Consider the following 18,764-nt stretch of genomic DNA (forward strand, 5'->3'; position numbering starts at 1 on the left):
GTCCGCAAAGCCCCGTTACCCTTACTACGGCCAACTACGCAAACGTTGCTTTTAAATGGTGCGACAGCTGTGATGCCACCATAATTGGTGGGTGGCAGCATCATTTTGACCTCCTGTGCGTATCGGCTAGCTGTTCCCGCTTACTCGCTATGAAACAACTACGAAAGGCCTTGAAGCCCTTGCTTCAACTGGTCTTATTTGCGCCATTTCTTGCTTTTTCACAGCCCACCACGCCGCCAACCAAGCCGCTTTCACGGCAGGAGTGCATAGACTTCGCACTGAAAAATCAGCCTGCCGTGCGACAGGCGCTGATTGACCAGGAAATCGGCGAGCGCAACCTTCGTATTGGCCTCAGCGGTTGGCTGCCCCAGGTGCAGGGAACGGCCACGCTGGCACACAACATCCAGCTGCCGGTTTCCGTGCTCCCGAATTTCACGGACCCATCGGCGGGACCGCAGATTTTGCGAATAGGCCTGCGCAATACTTCCACGCTGGGCTTACAGGGCACGCAGCTCCTCTACAACAACGACGTGCTGCGGGCGGCCCGCTCGGTGCGCTTCATCCGCCAGCAAACCGGACTGAACACCACCAGCTTCAAGATTGATGTGGTGACCAATGTGAGCAAGGCATTCTACGACATCCTGCTCACACGCGAGCAAATTAAAGTGCTCGATGAGGCTATCCGACGGCAGGAAAAGCAGTTGCGCGACGCCAAATCGCAGTACGATGTCGGCATTGTGGACAAAACAGACTACAAAAGGTCGCAAATCAGCGTACGAAACGCTTACGCCGACCGCAAGACCACCGTGGAGTCGCTGAAGGCCAAGGACGCTTTGCTCAAGCAGCTTATGGGCCTGGATGCGCAGAACTCACTAGCCCTGACCTACGACACCTTGCAACTGGTGCAGGAAGTGCTGCTCGACACCACCGAGCAGCTGGCCTACGAGCGGCGCGTGGAAATCCAGCAGCTCCAGACCCAGCAGAAACTGCAGCGGCTCAACATCGACTACTACCGCTACGGGTTCCTACCTTCGCTCTCGGCCTATGGCAACTACAACCGGGTGTTCCAGAACAACGAGTTTAGCCAGCTTTACAACACGGCTTTTCCCAATTCGCAGATAGGCCTGCAGCTGGCCGTACCGATTTTCACGGGCACCCGCCGCCTGCAAAATCTGCGCATTGCCGAGTTGCAGCAAGACCGGCTCGCCCTTGACATGGTAGGCACCCGTAACCAAGTGAACACAGAGTACCAGAGCGCTATCGCCAACTACAAAAGCTCGCTGAACGACCTGAATACCCAGCGCGACAACGTGGCCGACGCCCGCGAGGTCTACAAGGTCATCAAGCTGCAATACGATGAAGGCCTGCGGGCTTACCTGGAAGTCATCACTGCCGAGAATGACTTGCGCAACTCCCAGTTCAACTACTACAACTCGCTGTATAAAGTATTGGCCAGCAAGCTGGACGTGCAGCGGGCTTTGGGCGACATCACTTTTTAATAGATTGACTTGCCGTACGTAACGTCTCATGGGAAAGCACATTAGGCCAAGCGCAACATTCTGCCCGCGGGAACCTCACCCCCGGCCCCTCTCCAAAAGAGAGGGGAGCCTAACAATTTTGTTAGGAGCATACTCCTCTTTTTGAGAAAGATGCTGGGAATGAGGCTCCCCGACTTCGCTCAACCGGACGTTCTTCTCAGCAGAATGCGCTCTCATGCAGGACGTTCTTTATCCACTTCACCCCGACTATGAACACCCATTCCCTCCGGCTTTTTTCTGTGTTCCTTGGCGCCTTGGCCATCACTTCCTGCGGCAATAAAGAGGAAGACGAGGCTAAGAAAAATGCGCCCCCGCCACCCATCTCGGTGGCGGTGTACAAAGTTGACCAGGAACCAGTGGTTAGCTTCGACAGCTACCCCGGCACGGTGGTGCCGCTGAACGAAGTGGAGCTGCGCGCCGAAGTAGGCGGCTACGTCACCCGAATTTTTATTAAGGACGGGCAGCATGTGACGAAAGGCCAGCGCCTCTACGAACTGGACCAGACTCGCTATCTGGCTGATTACCGGCAGGCCCAGGCCCAGCTGACCGTGGCGCGCTCCAACTACGCCAAAGCCGCCAAGGACGCCGAGCGCTATAACCGTCTGGCCGAGCAGGATGCCATTGCCCGGCAGCGCGTGGACTACGCCCAAACCGACGTGGCTAACGCAGCTTCCCAGGTGACGGCTGCCCAAGCCGCCGTTACCAACGTGGCGCAGGACCTGAAGCGGTCTATCGTGGTGGCGCCATTTTCGGGCACCATCGGTATTTCACCGGTGCGGCTGGGCTCGCTCGCCACTCAGGGCAGCACGCTGCTGAACACCATTTCTTCCGACGACCCCATCGCCGTAGATGTGGCTGTGAGTGAGCAGCAACTCCCGCGTTTCCGAAATTTGCAGCAACGCCCCACCACGGCCGCCGACTCGGCGTATACGTTGGTTTTGCCTGGCCAGCAGGAATACACAGCGCCGGGCAAAATCACAACCATCGACCGGGCTGTGGACCCGCAAACCGGCACCGTGAAGGTGCGCGTGCAGTTCCCCAACCCGAAACGCCTGCTGCTGGCCGGCATGAACACCACCCTGCGCGTGCGCAACGAGGACACTGGCCGCCAGCTCACCATTCCCTACAAGGCGGTGACTGAGCAGATGGGTGAATTCTTCGTGTACGTGGTGGGCGACAGCAGTAAAGTAGATCAGCGCAAAGTGACCCTGGGCACCCGCGTGCAGGATAAAGTGGTAGTGCGTGAGGGTCTGAAAGTCAACGAAACCGTTGTGAGTGAAGGCGTGCAGAACCTGCGCCCCGGTGCTGTGGTGAAAGTGGGCGACTCAAACGCGCCGGCTGCCCCAGCGGGCCCGCCCACGGCGGCGAAGTAGGCCGGGTGGCGCGCAGCCTTTGCTGCGCGTGGTGGTCGTCAGTAATTCTTCTCGTTCCACGACAGACGCAGCAAAGGCTGCGTCCTACTTCTAACGATTGACGCAGCGAAGGCTGCGCCCTACATGCTATGATTTCAGATGTTTTTATTCGGCGACCGGTTACGGCCATCGTCATTTCGATTGTGATTGTGCTGGTGGGGACCATTGCGGTCCTCAACCTGCCGGTGAGCCAGTATCCCAATATTTCGCCGCCGGTGGTGCAGATATCAGGCAGCTTCACGGGGGCCGATGCCCAGACGGTGGAGCAAACCGTGATGACGCCCATCGAAACGCAAGTGAATGGCACGCCCGGCATGGCCTACCTGCAATCGAACGCTACGAGCGACGGCCGCGTGTCAACCAACGTCACCTTCGACATCGGCACCAACATCGACATTGCTACCCTCGACGTGCAGAACCGCGTGAGCGTGGCTCAGCCCAGCCTGCCCCAAGAAGTGCAGCGCCTGGGCCTGACCGTGCGTAAGCGCAACCCCACCACTCTCATGGTGCTGGCCATTTACTCGCCCAAGCGCAGTCACAGCATCGCCTTCCTCGATAACTATACCAACGTGTTTGTGCGCGACGCCCTGCTGCGCGTGCCCGGCGTGGGCGACGTGACGGCCCTGGGCCAGGACTTTTCGATGCGCATCTGGCTCAAGCCCGACCGCATGGCGCAGCTTGGCCTTAATGTGAACGACGTGACCAATGCTCTGCGCGAGCAGAATGTGCAGGTGGCGGCCGGCGCGGTGGGCACGGCGCCGCAGTACTCGTCGCAGGCTTTCCAGTTCAACGTGTTCGTGAACGGGCGGCTGAGTAAGGTGGAGGAATTTGAGAACATCGTGGTCCGCACCAAGCCCGAAGACGGCTCCATCGTGTATCTCAAGGATGTGGCCCGCGTGCAGCTCGGCCAGTTCGACTACTCGCGCTACAACACCACCAACGGCACGCCCACCACCCTACTGCTCATCAACCAGACGCCCGGCGGCAACGCTCTGCAAACCGCCACCGGCATCTACAAAACCATGGATGCACTGCAGAAGAAATTCCCGCCGGATGTGGTGTACAAGGCCGTTTTCGAGTCCGTGACGGTGGTGCAGGTTTCCATCAAGGAAGTTATTGAAACCCTGCTTGAAGCCCTCGCCCTAGTGACGGTGGTGGTATTCATCTTCCTGCAAAGCTGGCGGGCCACGCTCATCCCGATATTGGCTATTCCGGTGGCCATTATCGGTACGTTCATCCTATTTATTCCGCTGGGATTCACGATTAACACGCTCACGCTGTTTGGTTTCGTGCTGGCCATCGGCATCGTGGTCGACGACGCTATTGTGGTGGTCGAAGCCGTGCAGCATTACATCGACGCCGAGCAGCTGCCGGCCCCGGAGGCGACGGCCAAGGCCATGAAGGATATTACAGCGCCGGTTATTGCCATTGCCCTGATTCTAGCGGCGGTGTTCGTGCCCGTGGGCTTCATTCCGGGCATCGTGGGCAAGCTTTATCAACAGTTTGCCATCACCATTGCCATTTCGGTGGTGTTGTCGGCCTTCATTGCCTTGTCGCTCACGCCTGCCCTGTGCGCGCTGATGCTACGGCCCTCCGAGCAGAAAGAGGAAGCGAAGGGCCTGAACAAGCTGTTTTACAAGTTCAATAAGTGGTTTGAGCGCACCACCGAGCGGTATTCCAACGGGGTAAAAAGGTCGCTCAAGGCCACGCCGTTCGTGCTGATTTTGCTGGTGTGCGTCTATGTGGGCACCTTCCTGCTATTTCGGGGCAAGCCCTCGGGCTTTATCCCAACTGAGGACGAAGGCCGCCTGTTTATTGCCGTGGAGCTACCGCAGGGTGCCTCCAGCTCGCGCACGCAGGCCGTCATGGACCAGATGGCGAAAATCATCGGCCAGAAAGTACCGGCCATCAAGAACTACACTGGCGTGGGCGGCCTCAACGCGCTCAACTTTTCTTTCAAGTCCAACAGTGGCACCTTCTTCCTTCAGATGAAGCCCTGGGAAGAGCGCAAGAAGGAAGAGGACCAGCTACAAGGTATCATTGCCCGCCTGCAGAAGGAGTTTACGGTCATCAAGGGGGCCAACATCGTGGTGGTGCCGCCGCCGGCCATTCCCGGCCTGGGCAACACCGGCGGATTCAGCTTCCAACTGGAGCAGCGCGAGCAGGCCAGCGACATCAAAACCTTTGAAGCTACCGTCAACAAGTTCGTAGCCGCTGCCAACCAACGCCCCGAAATTGGCCGCGCCTTCACCTTCTTCACCGCCAAAACGCCCGGCTACCAGGTCACCGTCGACCGCGACAAGGCCAAGAAGCTGGGCGTGCCGCTCACCAATATCTTCACCACCATGTCGACCTACATGGGTTCGGCGTACATCAACGACTTCACCCGCTACGGTCGCAACTTCCGCGTGGTGGCCCAGGCCGATACTTTCTACCGCAAAGACATCAGCGACCTGAATACCTACTACGTGCAAAACCAGCAGGGCCAGAACATTCCCCTGGGGTCACTCATTACGACCAAGGTGACGGAAAACGCCCCGCTGATTTCGCACTACAACCTGTTCCGGGCCGCCGAAATTAACGGCGACGCCAAGCCCGGCTACAGCTCTGGTCAAGCCATTGCGGCCCTGCAGGAAGTGGCCGCCCAAACCCTGCCCGCCGACTATGGCTTTGACTTCTCGGGCCTGAGCCGTGAGGAAATCAACTCTGGCAATAGCACCATCATCATCTTTGGCCTCAGCATCGTGTTCGTATTCCTGCTGCTGGCCGCTTTGTACGAGAGTTGGTCGGTGCCATTCTCGGTGCTGCTGGCGGTGCCCCTGGGGGCCTTTGGCGCCATCGTGGCCCTCACCTTTCTGCCCAAGCTCACCAACAACGTCTACGCCCAGATTGGCCTCATCACCCTCATTGGCCTGGCTGCCAAAAACGCCATCCTGATTGTAGAGTTCGCCAAAGAGCGAGTTGACTGGGGCATGGACGTGGTCGAGGCCACGCTGGCCGCCGTCACGTTGCGCCTGCGCCCCATCATCATGACCTCACTGGCCTTCATACTCGGGGTGTTGCCGCTGGCTTTCTCCTCCGGTGCTGGTGCCGTGTCGCGCCAAACAATAGGCTGGACGGTAACGGGTGGCATGCTGGCGGCTACGTTCCTGGCCATTTTCGCCGTGCCGGTGCTGTTCGTCGGCATCACCAAACTGGCCTATGGCAAAAAGAAACTAGCCGAGTTGCAAGCCAACTACCGGCCCGAGGACCACGACCAATCCGGCCATAGCCACGCCGCTGACCCCGACGACCCCACCACGCCACCGGAAGGGCCCAGCACCCCACCCGGCGGGCCAGATGCGAAGCGGTAGTTGCCTGCCGTTGGCGATGAAGAGCTTGACGCGGTTTTGGGGCCGATGTACCGTAGCGGGCAATAGCGGAAAATTGCTAGCGCTCGAGATGACTGTGCTGCAAAACAGCCATTTGTCCATTGAGAGTTACTTCCTCGGCAGTTTTCGTCTGCACCGGGCAATTGTCTGTGACTTCCAATACGCGCAATGCAGTGCTGTAATAGTCCACCAACACCGGCTCGCCAGCTAGCATAATGCTGGCCGGGCTGCTGTCTACCAAGTCGGAGCATTCGCTGCCAATCAGCAAGCCGCTCAGGTAGAAATAGTTTTCCTGCTTGCTGGCCTTTTTGAATAAGTCGTTGGTGCGCACTCGGAAAGCATTGTGCAACAGACTGGCCTTCCGGCTGTCACGCACCCCTCGCGCAAACCACTGCTGGTTGCTACCTTCTTCCAGCTTGCCACCTGCTTCCACCGAGGCGGCTAGAATTCCTTTGGTTGATAGCAGCGAAAAAAGCTCCCCGGTCATGTAGGTTTTCAGCGAAATGGCTTGGCCGTTTTTCACCAGCACGTGCTTGGCGTGCGTGCCGGGATGCAGGAAAAGCTGCTCTTCCGCTGTATTTGGAAAGAGACAGCCGACGAGTTGGGTTTCTTCACCGCGCATCACGTCCTCTTCACTTTTCACGCCGGAAATGAGCAGTGTGGAGTGTTTAAAATCGGTAGTCGAAGCAATGGCTTTGGTGGCCAAATATCAATGAGCAGTTGTTGAAATTCCAGCGCGAAAACATGCGTTCACCAGTAGCAATGGGGATGTTGGTATACCGAGCAATTTCGCGCAGGGCCTCATTGTTTTGAGGCCGCACTGGCTCTTCGATAAACATGGGCCGGTAGGGCTCCAGCTCTTTGGCCAGCACCTTCGCCATGGTTTTATGCGCCCGGCCGCACCCGGCGAATTCAGCGTGATTTCCATCATCCAGATGCCGCCAGCATGCAGCGCCTGGGCAATGCGCAGCAGGCTCTTGGGGTCGGCCCCACGCACGATGGCGACCACCTTATGTTCAAGAATATGCGACAGAACATTCATTGTTGCTTCAGGAGTTGACGCGCATCGTTGCGGGTTCTTGGCAACGTAGAACCGTGAATGCAGTTTAAGCGGCAGTATTTCTAACGGCAGTGGATTATAGATTTGTGGCAGTGGTCTAAATGAGGGTGAAGTTGTAATTGTCGATGACAATTTTAATTCGCGCCGTATGCATGAGCAGGGACTTGCTGAAGGAGCAGTTCACGGCTTCGACGATGCTGGTGCCGCCGTTTCCTTTGGGGCAGCGCCGGTGCTGCCAGCGGGGCAGGACGCCGACGTAAGCCTCCCACAGGTCGGTGAAGTACCAGCAATGGCGACGGTAGCGCTTGGGCAAAGCTTGCCACAAGCGCCGGGCCGTGGCCGCGTCGCGCCGGCCCGTGACCCAGGCCACGACGCGCCGGCTGGCGCGCTCAACCGCCAGCCAGAGCCAGACCTTGCGCCGCCGACGGCCCACGAACGTCCACATCTCATCGAGTTCAAGCGCCTCCCAGGTGCGACGTTGGGCCTTTTTCGGCCGCAAGCGCGGCAGCGGGGGGCTGGCCGCTTGCGCTTTTTTTTGCCAGCTTGGCCACCGTCATGCGCGAAACGCCAGTGGCCCGCACGATGCTGCGCTGCGAGTTGCGCTCGACCAGGAGCTTTTCCACCTGGGCGTAGCGTGCGGCCCGTTCCGGGCCCGCCGGGCGCAAGTAGCCCTGGTACCCGCACGCGGTGCACTGGTACTTGGCCCGCCCGTTGCTGCTGCCGTTCTTGCGCACCTGCTCACTGGCGCACCGTCCGTATAACTGAGTTGTGACTATCATTCCCTTCTTACGGTAATCACACCCACTTAGACCACCGCCAGATTTGTTTGCGCTCGTCCGACACGGCGAACCGACTTAAACATGCCCAATATTCTTACCAATAATGCTGGTCAACTGTGTCTCCGCGCGCAGGCGGTTGATGCTCCCTGAAGACTTGCATAGTGAATTCACGTTGGGGAGTAGCGGTCGTACCTGATAGGAATAGGACAGCAGAGTCGAAGGGGCACTTGCCAAGGCGCGGACCGATTCACATAGCCGTGACAGAAACGGCTGAAATTAGCTGTCATCGCTACAGGGCTGGTATTGCTGTGCTGCTCCTAACTGGCCGCCGCAACGTGGGTCACCTTATTTCAAAAATAATGTTCTGTTCTGCCCGGCATGACGTTTTCATTGTAGTTTGCCCATTCAAAAAAAGCCTTTCCGTTCATGAATAACCGCTTTAAAGACAAAGTAGCCATCATCACCGGCGGAGCCAGTGGCATTGGGCTGGCCGCGGCCAAGCGCCTCGCATCCGAAGGCGCCCGTATCGTGTTGGTCGACTATAACCTGGCCAGCCTCAACGCCGCCGTGCCGGAGGTACACGCCGCTGGTGCCCCCGATGTGTGGCCCAGTCTCTGCAATGTATCCATCGAAAACCAGGTGCAAAACACCGTGGCCGGCACGCTGGAGTTCTTCGGCCGCCTCGATGTAGTGGTGAATAATGCGGGTCTGATGCAGTTTAAGCCCCTGGAACAGTTGACTGGTGATGACTGGCTGCGCGTCCTGAACGTGGATTTGCTGGGTGCCTTTTACTTCACAAAACAGGCCTTTCTGAATATGAAGCCCGGTGGTGCCATCGTGAATGTAGCCAGCATTCATGCCGTCGAAACCAGCCCCTTGGTGGCACCCTACGCCGCAGCGAAAGCCGCCATGCTCTCCCTCACCCGCTCCTCAGCATTGGAAGGCAGAGCCAAGGGCATCCGGACCAACGTCATCCTGCCCGGGGCCATCGACACGCCCATGCTCTGGGAAAATCCCAACATAAGAAGTGGCGCCGAAGTCCTCGACAAAGCCGACATCGGCCGCCCCGAAGACGTGGCCGCCATCATCGCCTACCTGGCTTCCGATGATGCAGCCTTCGTGCAAGGCGCTGAAGTACGCATAGACGGCGGTCGGCTAAGCCGCTTATAACAATGACGCTGAGGGCGGCTGAGTCAATCCTCAACCGCTCCCTCACTTTTAGGATACGGTCAGAACTTGCGGGAACAGACGCATCGAGCAACCCTCCGGCACGGGCCTTGCAATGGGCAAATTGCCGGCCCATTCTCACTCTGCCCGGCTCTTTCACGCATGAAAAAGTACGCTTTTGCCACTCTACTGCTCCTGTTAGTTAGCTCCGGCGCATCCGCACAAATCTTTCGTCTGCCTAGCATTAAGGGCATCAAATTGCCCGGCGGCATGCAATTGCCAACTGGGAATACCAACAGTGGCCGCACCAAAAGCAGTAGTGGCCTCACAAGTACTGAAGCGGCTAGTGGCCTCAAGGAGGCGTTGCTGCAAGGCATCGGCAAGGGTGCTGACCAGGCTGCCCAGACCGATGGATTCTACCTCAACCGCCTCATTCGCATCCCTTTCCCGCCCGATGCCCAGCGCGTGGCCACCACCCTGCGCACCATTGGCCTGGGCAGTCAGGTCGAGAAGTTTGAACTCTCGCTGAACCGAGGGGCCGAAGACGCCGCGAAGAGTGCCAAGCCTATTTTCATAGCCGCTATCAAAAGCCTCACCTTTTCGGATGTTTGGAACATCCTGACGGGCCAAAAAGATGCGGCCACGCAATACCTCAAGCGTACTACCAGCACACAGCTTACTACGGCCTTCGCGCCCATCATGCAGCAAAGCCTGGATAAAGTGGGCGCCACGCGCTATTATTCGCAGCTTGCTACCCAATACAACCAGATTCCGCTGGTAACTCCCGTGCAAACCGACCTGAACCAGTACGCCACCAGCAAAGCCGTCGATGGCTTATTCACGCTCATTGCTCAGGAAGAAGCCAATATTCGCGAAAACCCCGTGGCTCGTACCACCGAGTTGCTGCGCCGGGTATTTGGGCGAGGCAATAGCTAATAGCATCGTGGGGGGAAAGTTTGCGACTTAGCGGCGTATGTTTGCGGCCCCTTAGTCGCTTGCCAACAACCACGCATGAGTAAATTAACCATTCGCAGCCTCGCCGAGCTAGAGGCCTGCGTAGGTCTGGAACTAGGTGCGTCCACGCTCCATACCATCACTCAGGGGCAAATCAATCAGTTTGCCGCTGCCACCCTCGACCACCAGTGGATTCACGTAGATGCTGAGCGGGCGCAGGCGGAGTCGCCGTTCCAATCCACCATCGCTCATGGCTACCTCACCGTGGCGCTTCTCCCCTACCTGTGGCAGCAAATCGTGGTCATCGAAAACCTGAAAATGCAGGTTAACTACGAAATTGAGAGCCTACGCTTCAACCAAGCCGTGACCGTCAACAGCCAGGTACGCCTCCGCGCCAACCTGCTCTCCGTGGCCAACCTACGCGGCATCGCCAAAGCCCGCGTCGGCGTGACGCTGGAGATTGAGGACATAAAAAAGCCAGCCTACACCGGCGTAGTTACGTTTCTCTACCATTTCACGGAGCAGTAGATAGCATACTTTTCATCTACACGAGAGTTGTCGCCGTTGCTGCCGCGAATCATACGCCGCCAATGGGTGGTAACTTTGCGACCTGACCCACTGGTTGCCCTCGTGAAGTCGTTATTCTCCTGCCTGCTTATTGCACTAGTGCTGCTGCAAACGTTCAGCCGTGAGTTGCTGCTGGTGAATTTCGCGCTGCATCAGGAGGAGATTACGGCCCGCTATTGTGTGAACAAGGACCAGCCGCAAATGCAGTGCGGCGGCAGCTGCTACGTTGCCAAGCAGCTAAACAAGCAGCAGGAGCGTGAGCAAAAAGCTCCTGACTCGCTGAGGGATAAGCTGGAGATGCTGCCCGCTGCTTATCACTCCTTGGTGCCGCTCCCGGTCATTGGCTATCCAATAGCCATTCGCTACCGAAAGGGAGCAGTACCGGGCATTCCCCTGCTGGGACTTAGGAGCATCTTTCATCCGCCGCAAGTGGCGTAAGTTTCTTTTCGGGTGCGTTTTGCATGTCCCAGCAGCATAGCTGGGCGCAGAGGTAGGCATGCTCTCGCTTCTCAACGCGATGATTAGCATAGGTACCCCAGCGGTATCATCGTCAACCCACTCCCATGCTAGTTCAACTACGAGGGCGAGCTGATACCTACGGTCCGGCCAGACTTGACTGCTAGCCAGCGTACTCATTCCCAGATTTATTGGTCAACATTCCTAAACCGGCGCAAGCCGCTAATGGCCAGCGTGTGCTCGGCCTCTTTTCACCATGTCTAAGATTTTTCGACTTTTGCCTCTCCTACTTTTTTTAGTTAGCTGCCAGGAACCAACAGCTAGCGAATCGGCCCAAGTAACCCAGCAAGCCGGAGTGACCTCAACAGCCCCAACAGCCGCCCCTGATGCAGAAAAAGCAGAAACCATGCGCCTGCACGATACCTTAATGGGCCGCATGGATAGCCTGATGAGCGAAGACCAGCGCCTGCACCAGTACACTGCCCGCCTCGACACCACGACGGCGACAGGCCAGCGGCAAGCCGCCCGGCTGCGGCGCTTCGCCAACAGCCTACACTACGCCGACGATGCCATGATGACCTGGATGCACGACTTTCAGAAAGTAGATACCGTGGGCCTGTCGGCTCACCAGTACGCCGACTTCTGGGCCATGCAACAGCGGTATCTCCGACAGATTTATACCAAGACCAGCGCTGCCTTAGACTCAAGCCGCACCATCCGCTAATTCCTGTTCATCAGAATGAAAGCTTCGATAGTAATTCTCCTGGGCAGCTGGCTGGCCCTAGCTGCCTGTTCCTCACCCAACAAACCTGCGGCCGCGAGTCCGCCCCGCTTACCTTTTCTGGGTTTTCCACAAGTGGTAGACCGCCCTGGTCAGGCCGCGCCCGACACGGTACCGGCCGTGGTGCCGCCGTTCCGGCTATTCAACCAAGACGGTCAGCTCGTTACAAACGCCACCTTTGCGGGCAAGGTCTACGTGGCTAACTTCTTCTTCGCCACCTGCCCCAGCATCTGCCCGCCAATGCAGCACCATCTGCTCACCGTGTTCACGCGGTTTGCCAAGGAACCGCGGGTGAGTTTCCTCTCGCACACCATCGACCCCGCCCACGACTCGTTGCCGGTACTGCGCGATTACGCGCAACGCCTGGGCGTGCCAAATGCTACGCGCTGGCACTTTGCCCGCACTAGCCGCGATACCGTTTTTACTCTGGCCCGCAGCTATATGACCGGCGCTCAGCAGGATGTCAACGCACCCGGTGGCTTTGCCCACAGCGGCACGTTTGCCCTCGTGGACCCACAAGGGCATATCCGGGGCCTATATAATGGGCTGGACCAGGCGGAAGTGCAACGACTTATCGGGGATATTCCGCGGCTATTGCGTGAAGTAGATATTAAAACACCAGCGCAGCCTTGAAATGAGCTCGAAGCTGAATGAATTATGACGCTGCCCTTAAAGCCAAGCTCGCTACATTCGGCTGACTAGTTTCACTCATCAACGCGGCACCATTTTCTATTATGCCAATGTTTTCATAAAAAGAAGCCCTGGCTCAAGAGCCAGGGCTTCTTTTTATGAAAAACTGTGTCAGCTGACACCAAGCCTTTCTTCAAGCTAGAGCTAGCTTAGGGAACATCCCACCACACGGGGGTAGTAACGTCGCCAGGGACTAAGCCGGTCGCAGCCACATTTGGGTTCCGCTGTAGTTCTGAATCTGGATACGGTAGGCGTTTGACGAAACTTCTGCCCTGAGCATTGACCTGTGGCAGTTCCAGCGGAATTCCGGGCCGACCATTGGTCCGGTAGCCATCCGTGCGACGCGCCTCAATCCAAGCTTCAATCCCGTTCGTGCCATACAGCGCCATCCACTTTTGGCGGGCAATACGGGCAATTCTCCCTTCCGTGGAAATGCCGTTTAAGGAGATTTCCGGGCGTGACAAGTAGAAGGAGGAGAAGGATGGGATGACGCCATAGCGGCCCATCGACGCCAATACGCCCTCATTGTATCGCATCTGAGCATTTTCTGTTGACCAACCGCGGACGGCAGCCTCCGCACGTAAAAACAGGCTTTCTTCATACGTGAGCAGCAATGTGGGTCGGGCCTTAGCGGGCTCGTCGGTGGCAATGACACCAGGAAAACTGCTTCCCGGGCGACCGTTCAGGTTGAAGTGCTGGCCAATAAAATACGTTCCTGGGTAAGACCAGACGTCGTTGATGTTGGCCCCCGGCGCCTTGCCATATATTCTAAATATGTGCCCAAACTGGCCGGTGTTTTGCAGATCATTATCTACGAAATAAGCCCTAAAGCGGGGGTCGAAAGGAATATCGATGAAAAATTGAACAAACGTCTGACTGGCTACTAACGAGGCAGGCAGTTGAAAATTGGCTTGGTAGAAAGGATTTTCCGAATTAGCCACGACGCCGTTGGCAAATTGAAGATCCTCTCCCGCACGCATAAAAGTTGACCCTGTCGCCGCCATACTTGTGATTAATTCCTCTACACCCTTTTTCGAGCCGGCCTCATCGACCTGACTGGTACGAATGTATAACTTAAGCTGCAAGGTATTAGCCAGACGTATCCACCTATCCATATCGATAGTCGAGCTGGCTTTGTAGTTCAGGTCGGCGGCACCAGGAAAGCGTCCTTGCTGTCGGCGAATATCCTTCACCCCATCAATCAGCAGCGCGTGCAGGCCAGCGTAAATAGCCTGCTGTCGGTCGTAAATGGGCGTAGTGGTCAGTTCCGGTTGCAGGGCTTCCGAGAAGGGCAAATCGCCGTACAGGTCCGTCAGAATCTGGTAAGTGTGCGCCTTGAGAATTTTGGCAATGCCAACCATTCGGAACTCACCGTTCTTGGTACCTTCCTGAATTACATATTCGTAGTCTTGGAGCGCACCAGCATATAAAGCCTGAAACTGCCGCGAATCGAGAGTATTCGAAGTGATGTTGTATTGGTCGTAGTTGAGGAACTGTGCGGTACCAGCTCCCATGTGCTGGGCTAGAATTCCGCCCAGGATGTTGTACTGCCCGCCCACAACAAAGCTCACATTAGCCTGACCCGACGGCAGCACTAGGCTAATGTCGGCGCTTGGGGGATTGTTGGGGTCCGTATTGATGTCCAGAAAATCCTTTTTGCAGGCACCCAAGCCCAGCAATAAGCCCGCGGCCGTCAGCCAGCGTAGAGTATATAGTTTCATACAGTAATATCGAATGAGAAGAACAACGCGATTATAGCGTCAGCCGCAGGCTGGCACCATATGAGCGGGTGGTGGGAAAGGAGAAATACTCGAACCCCTGATTATTGCCCGTACCAAAGGAACTAACCTCGGGGTCTAGGTGGGGCTGCGACTTAGGCGTCCATAGTCCCAGGTTACGACCAATGAGCGAGAACTGGATACCCGTGAGGCGGAGCCGGCTCACCAAGCTCGCAGGCAGGGTGTAGCTCAGGCTGGCTTCGCGCAGCTTCACGTAAGAGGCGTCGAACAGTAGGTTCTCGCCGATGGTTTCTACCTGCTGCCAGTACAGGGCCCCATTATCCCACAAATCTTCACCATTCGGTTTTTTGGTACCACCATTGGCAATTTGAGTGTTAGGCGCATACGAACCGTCTGAGTTCTGCACCACTGAGTTCGGTATGACGAAGGGTTGACGGTCGTTGGCGGCAGTTTCCTTCAGGGTGCCCGCAAAGTAGCCAGCAGCAATGGTTTGCGAATAAAATTTACCACCCTGTTTAGCGTCAAACAGTACGTTCAGAGCCAAGCCTTTAAAAGAAAAGGTGGTGGAAAGACCAGCCAAGTAGTCGGGCTGAATGCTGCCCAGCGCCTGACGCTTGGGGTCCACTCTCGGAAAGCCCGTAGCCGGATTCACCACTATGCGCCCTTCGGGGTCACGCAACATCTTGGTGCCGAAGAAGGTGCCGTAGGGTTGGCCCACTTGAGCATCAAGTGTCACACTGCCCAAACCTCCAGTAATGATGTTGGAAGTCGTGCTCGTCACGGACGTTACCTCATTGCGGTTACGGGTGTAGTTTAAGCTCAGGTCCCAGATAAAACCGCTTTTGGTGCGCACGGGAATAGCGCTCAAGGCCAGTTCCACGCCCTGGTTCTTCATTGCCCCGGTGTTGACAGTCTGAGAGGTATAGCCTATCGTGCTCGACAGCGGCACGTTGACAATGATGTCTTTGCTCTCCGATTGATAGTAAGTAACATCGAAACCTATGCGGTTCTCAAAAAAGTGCAGCTCCGTACCTACTTCATAAGCCCGGGTTTTCTCCGAGCGTAGGCCATTGTTGCCCAAAATATTGCCTACGTTGAACGCTGGCACTCCAGCTAGCGGAAACTGATACTGCGCCTTAAAGCCATCGTCAATACCGGCCCGCGAAAACACGTTAGTCAGAGCATAGGCTACAGCAGGCTTACCCACCTGCGCCGCGTTGGCGCGTAGCTTGCCGAAATTCAGAACGCTGCTCTGTAAGTTGAAGGCATCCGTGAACACGAAGCCCACGTTGGCGCTGGGGTAAAAGAAAGAGCGCTGGCCAACGGGCAGCGTCGAGGTCCAGTCGTTGCGGCCCGTCATACCCAGAAACAGGTAGTTTTTGTAGGCCAGCTGCACGTCAGCGAATGTGCCGAACAGGCGGGTACGGTTTGTCGCCTTCGTATTCAATACGTTGAGCGTATTGCTAATGTCGTAGAAGTCGGGCACTGCTAAGCCCGTGCCGTCGGCAACGTTGCGCTCAAGCGACTGGTCCTGGTAATCGGTACCCAGAATGCCTTTAACCGCGAAATCGGTTCCCAGTTGCTTGGTAACGTTGACCAGAAAATCGGTAGTGGTGTTGCGGCTGTAGATGATATCTTCCATGTAGCGGCCGGCGGCGTTATTAATTGTGCCCGGCACGATTTGCTGACGACGACGGTCAGAGTAGAAGTCGAGCCCCTGGCGGAAAGTCAGCGTCAGCCACGAAATAGGGGTGTAGCTAGCCTCAGCCGTGCTCAGGACCCGGTCCACATTATCGGTGAGACGGTTTCTATCGAGCAGGAAGTAGGGGTTATTACGGAAATTACCCAAATGATATCCAGTCAGGTTGTAGCGTGGGTCGTTATAGTCTTTAGCATCGGTAAGCTGATTGTTACGAGGAATATTGACGATACTCTGAATAATCCCAGCTGTCGACTGCCCCTGAATACCCCGGTCACCGCCCGATTTGATGTAGTTTACCGTACCATTTACCGTTACCTTATCAAACAAGCGGGTACCACCATTCAGGCTCACGGTTGTCCGGGTGTAGTCTGTATTGGGGATGAAGGATTTGGTGCGGGCGTCAGCCACCGAAACGTAGTAGTTCGATACGTTGTTAGACCCCGCCATTGACACGGCATTATTATACGTTACTCCGGTCTCAAAAAAGTCGCGCACATTGTTGGGGTGCGCAGTCAAGGCCACTGAGTCGGCAGGGTTGCCTTCGGCTAGCCGCAACCGGGCAGTGCGCCAGTCGGCCACATTTTGCCCATTGATGCGCGGACCCCAGCTTTGATTGAAGAATGGTGCGTACAGCTGCTGGCCAACTCGCGGCCCCAGGGTCGCCGTGAAGCCAGCTCCAAACGTATTTTGAAAATCGGGAAGGCGGTTCACACGCTCGAACATCACGGCGCTGCTCACCGAGATTTGTGGCTTGCCTTGCAGGCTCTGCCCCTTCTTGGTAGTGATGATGATGGCTCCTGATGCGGCGCGCGCGCCATATAGTGCCGCCGCGGCCGGGCCTTTCAGTACGGTTAACGATTCCACAATGTTCGGATCGATGTCGCCGGCCCGGTTGGTAATGTCTACGCCGTTGTTGAGGTCGCCACCGGTAGTAGAGTAGGTATTCAGGGCAGCGTTGCTGATAACGTTGCCGTCCACCACGTAAATCGGTTGGTTGTCACCAGTAAACGACTGTGCCCCGCGGATAACCACCCGCGTGGCACCACCAGCCGCTCCTGTGGCACCCATGATTTGCACCCCGGCTAGACGGCCCTGTAACGACCGAATCAAGTTCGGCTCACTGGCCCGCGAAAAATCACGGTTTTCTACCGTTTCTACCGAGTAGCCCAGCGACTTACGCTGGCGCTCAATGCCGAGAGCCGTTACTACGACCTGACTGAGTTGCTTGCTGTCAGGCGACATGCTCATGTCGAGCCGCGAAGCACTACCGACGGCTCGCTCCAAGGTTACGTAGCCGATGGAGCTGAAGACCAGTGTGCCCTCTGTCTCGGGAATATCAAGTGCATACTCCCCTTCCGAGTTGGTCGAAATGCCATTGCTGGTACCTTTGAGCAGTACCGTCACGCCAGGGATAGCTAAGCCCGTTTGCCGGTCTGTAACGCGACCAGTAACGCTGCGGCTTTGAGCTTGAGCGGATACTCGCGCCAGCAACCCTAAAGACAGAAGCAGAAAAAGAATGTGAGGTAGGATTTTTTTCATGCAGTAAAGCGAAAAGTGTACATCAATAAGGTGAGAAACAAAAGTTAATGGCTAATAATCTACAAAATTAGGTTGCATTAAGCGGTATAACAACAACGGATTCTTTATTTGCACGTGAAGAATTAATTTAGAATTGACCAGGGACTAGCAGCGATTTTAAGCCCGGTTTGTCAGTCATCAAACTCCACCTGCTCGCACGGCAAAACCCGGACTATCTTCACTCGTTACTGTTGCTCGATATCTCGACACACCTTCCTAGTTTGCGCTATTGCCACAAGTGCATGCAGCAAACACCCGGACCGATGGCATGAACTTGCTCCTGCCCTTGAATGGCAGCGAATATGCCTGTCAGGGCGTGATATCGAGTATCAACCTACAGACGCTGATAGGTAAATTCAGAACGGCTTGCTGGGCGAGGCGGCTGAATAGGAGCTCAATCATTAGGCACCTGCTGTTAGACGGATGTTCTTATTCACCAGCCACGGAAAATCCTCTTTTAACTACTGACGCTCAAACCTCTGTGTCTAATCCAAAATAGATGAAGCATAGAATACCGACTTCAAAAGCATTTCCCTACGGTGACGTCACCTTTTCCTAATCTTTACATTTCTTTCCAATATCTCATACAAGATCAACATAGCCAATAAGTTCATAATTACAATGTCGCGTTTTTTTTAAGATTACCTGTTAAAATTAAAGCATTAATCCAAACTACAGCATAGTGTTGAACTCAACTAAATACAACTAAATTATTTGTATTTTAGTTACATTTTTCATTGATAAATTAACTTGTCAGCTATTCTAGCAAGATATTCCCAACGAGCCAAGCCATTTTTCACGTCGTCGCTCCCCCTCTATTATTCAACTCGATTATGGCATTCAATCTGATTATTAAAATCATATTAATAATAAAAATTAAATAATTACTGTTTAACCGTCGTACAAGCCACTCTATTACTCTGGGCCTCCTATAAAGGGCGGCGTAAGGGCTATTCCCTTACAAAATTTA

At 55.8% G+C, this 18,764-nt stretch carries 15 protein-coding genes; 9 read left to right on the forward strand and 6 right to left on the reverse strand.

What is annotated here, in order from left to right:
* Positions 1-149 precede the first annotated feature (149 nt).
* The 3 genes from WX88_RS18210 (at position 150) to WX88_RS18220 (ending at position 6,303) form a co-directional block, all read left to right on the forward strand.
* Positions 150-1,499, forward strand: coding sequence for a TolC family protein (locus WX88_RS18210; protein ID WP_046245831.1), 1,350 nt, complete (start codon positions 150-152; stop codon positions 1,497-1,499).
* Positions 1,500-1,747: 248 nt separating this feature from the next.
* Positions 1,748-2,911 (forward strand): efflux RND transporter periplasmic adaptor subunit, encoded by a 1,164-nt coding sequence (locus WX88_RS18215; protein ID WP_046245832.1) that lies wholly within the window; start codon positions 1,748-1,750, stop codon positions 2,909-2,911.
* Between the two features lie 128 nt (positions 2,912-3,039).
* Complete coding sequence (locus tag WX88_RS18220) at positions 3,040-6,303, forward strand: efflux RND transporter permease subunit (RefSeq protein ID WP_082116136.1); 3,264 nt, start codon at positions 3,040-3,042, stop codon at positions 6,301-6,303.
* A gap of 76 nt (positions 6,304-6,379) precedes the next feature.
* Here the strand turns inward: WX88_RS18220 and WX88_RS18225 are convergent, their stop codons facing one another.
* The 4 genes from WX88_RS18225 to WX88_RS18240 all read right to left on the reverse strand — a co-directional run bounded on the left by WX88_RS18225 (position 6,380) and on the right by WX88_RS18240 (position 8,160).
* Complete coding sequence (locus tag WX88_RS18225) at positions 6,380-7,027, reverse strand: 2-dehydro-3-deoxygalactonokinase (protein ID WP_052732835.1); 648 nt, start codon at positions 7,025-7,027, stop codon at positions 6,380-6,382.
* Positions 6,990-7,256, reverse strand: coding sequence for an enolase C-terminal domain-like protein (locus WX88_RS18230; RefSeq protein WP_262489851.1), 267 nt, complete (start codon positions 7,254-7,256; stop codon positions 6,990-6,992). Before WX88_RS18230 ends, WX88_RS18225 begins: the two co-directional genes overlap by 38 nt.
* A 222-nt stretch (positions 7,257-7,478) precedes the next feature.
* Complete coding sequence (locus WX88_RS18235; RefSeq protein ID WP_197076836.1) at positions 7,479-7,880, reverse strand: IS1 family transposase; 402 nt, start codon at positions 7,878-7,880, stop codon at positions 7,479-7,481.
* Positions 7,837-8,160 (reverse strand): transposase-like zinc-binding domain-containing protein, encoded by a 324-nt coding sequence (locus tag WX88_RS18240; protein ID WP_156176246.1) that lies wholly within the window; start codon positions 8,158-8,160, stop codon positions 7,837-7,839. Before WX88_RS18240 ends, WX88_RS18235 begins: the two co-directional genes overlap by 44 nt.
* Positions 8,161-8,586: 426 nt before the next feature.
* Here WX88_RS18240 and WX88_RS18245 point away from each other — a divergent pair, with 426 nt between their 5' ends.
* The 6 genes from WX88_RS18245 to WX88_RS18270 all read left to right on the forward strand — a co-directional run bounded on the left by WX88_RS18245 (position 8,587) and on the right by WX88_RS18270 (position 12,718).
* A complete protein-coding gene (locus WX88_RS18245) occupies positions 8,587-9,330 on the forward strand; it encodes an SDR family NAD(P)-dependent oxidoreductase (protein ID WP_046245836.1) in 744 nt (247 codons plus the stop codon).
* Between the two features lie 159 nt (positions 9,331-9,489).
* A complete protein-coding gene (locus WX88_RS18250; protein ID WP_082116137.1) occupies positions 9,490-10,263 on the forward strand; it encodes a DUF4197 domain-containing protein in 774 nt (257 codons plus the stop codon).
* Positions 10,264-10,338: 75 nt separating this feature from the next.
* On the forward strand, positions 10,339-10,809 hold the full coding sequence (locus tag WX88_RS18255) for a MaoC family dehydratase (protein ID WP_046245837.1): 471 nt from the start codon (positions 10,339-10,341) through the stop codon (positions 10,807-10,809).
* A 102-nt stretch (positions 10,810-10,911) separates the two neighbouring features.
* Positions 10,912-11,286, forward strand: a complete 375-nt coding sequence (locus WX88_RS27965; RefSeq protein ID WP_197076837.1) for a hypothetical protein — start codon at positions 10,912-10,914, stop codon at positions 11,284-11,286.
* Between the two features lie 424 nt (positions 11,287-11,710).
* Positions 11,711-12,028, forward strand: a complete 318-nt coding sequence (locus tag WX88_RS18265; RefSeq protein WP_156176248.1) for a hypothetical protein — start codon at positions 11,711-11,713, stop codon at positions 12,026-12,028.
* 15 nt (positions 12,029-12,043) lie between these two features.
* Positions 12,044-12,718, forward strand: coding sequence for an SCO family protein (locus WX88_RS18270; RefSeq protein ID WP_046245839.1), 675 nt, complete (start codon positions 12,044-12,046; stop codon positions 12,716-12,718).
* Between the two features lie 206 nt (positions 12,719-12,924).
* Here the strand turns inward: WX88_RS18270 and WX88_RS18275 are convergent, their stop codons facing one another.
* Both WX88_RS18275 and WX88_RS18280 read right to left on the reverse strand, forming a co-directional pair.
* Positions 12,925-14,496, reverse strand: coding sequence for a SusD/RagB family nutrient-binding outer membrane lipoprotein (locus WX88_RS18275; protein ID WP_046245840.1), 1,572 nt, complete (start codon positions 14,494-14,496; stop codon positions 12,925-12,927).
* Between the two features lie 31 nt (positions 14,497-14,527).
* Positions 14,528-17,755, reverse strand: coding sequence for a SusC/RagA family TonB-linked outer membrane protein (locus tag WX88_RS18280; protein ID WP_046245841.1), 3,228 nt, complete (start codon positions 17,753-17,755; stop codon positions 14,528-14,530).
* Between the last annotated feature and the right edge of the window lie 1,009 nt (positions 17,756-18,764).

The sequence above is a fragment of the Hymenobacter terrenus genome (assembly GCF_000972495.1).
Lineage (GTDB): Bacteria > Bacteroidota > Bacteroidia > Cytophagales > Hymenobacteraceae > Hymenobacter > Hymenobacter terrenus.

What these genes read in the sequence shown, in the direction of transcription:
- WX88_RS18250 (WP_082116137.1), top strand. Translation starts at nt 9,490, where the DNA reads ATGAAAAAGTACGCTTTTGCCACTCTACTGCTCCTGTTAGTTAGCTCC.
- WX88_RS18275 (WP_046245840.1), bottom strand. Translation starts at nt 14,496, where the DNA reads ATGAAACTATATACTCTACGCTGGCTGACGGCCGCGGGCTTATTGCTG.
- WX88_RS18265 (WP_156176248.1), top strand. Translation starts at nt 11,711, where the DNA reads ATGCGCCTGCACGATACCTTAATGGGCCGCATGGATAGCCTGATGAGC.
- WX88_RS18280 (WP_046245841.1), bottom strand. Translation starts at nt 17,755, where the DNA reads ATGAAAAAAATCCTACCTCACATTCTTTTTCTGCTTCTGTCTTTAGGG.
- WX88_RS18255 (WP_046245837.1), top strand. Translation starts at nt 10,339, where the DNA reads ATGAGTAAATTAACCATTCGCAGCCTCGCCGAGCTAGAGGCCTGCGTA.
- WX88_RS18245 (WP_046245836.1), top strand. Translation starts at nt 8,587, where the DNA reads ATGAATAACCGCTTTAAAGACAAAGTAGCCATCATCACCGGCGGAGCC.
- WX88_RS18240 (WP_156176246.1), bottom strand. Translation starts at nt 8,160, where the DNA reads ATGATAGTCACAACTCAGTTATACGGACGGTGCGCCAGTGAGCAGGTG.
- WX88_RS18210 (WP_046245831.1), top strand. Translation starts at nt 150, where the DNA reads ATGAAACAACTACGAAAGGCCTTGAAGCCCTTGCTTCAACTGGTCTTA.
- WX88_RS18215 (WP_046245832.1), top strand. Translation starts at nt 1,748, where the DNA reads ATGAACACCCATTCCCTCCGGCTTTTTTCTGTGTTCCTTGGCGCCTTG.
- WX88_RS18220 (WP_082116136.1), top strand. Translation starts at nt 3,040, where the DNA reads ATGATTTCAGATGTTTTTATTCGGCGACCGGTTACGGCCATCGTCATT.
- WX88_RS18270 (WP_046245839.1), top strand. Translation starts at nt 12,044, where the DNA reads ATGAAAGCTTCGATAGTAATTCTCCTGGGCAGCTGGCTGGCCCTAGCT.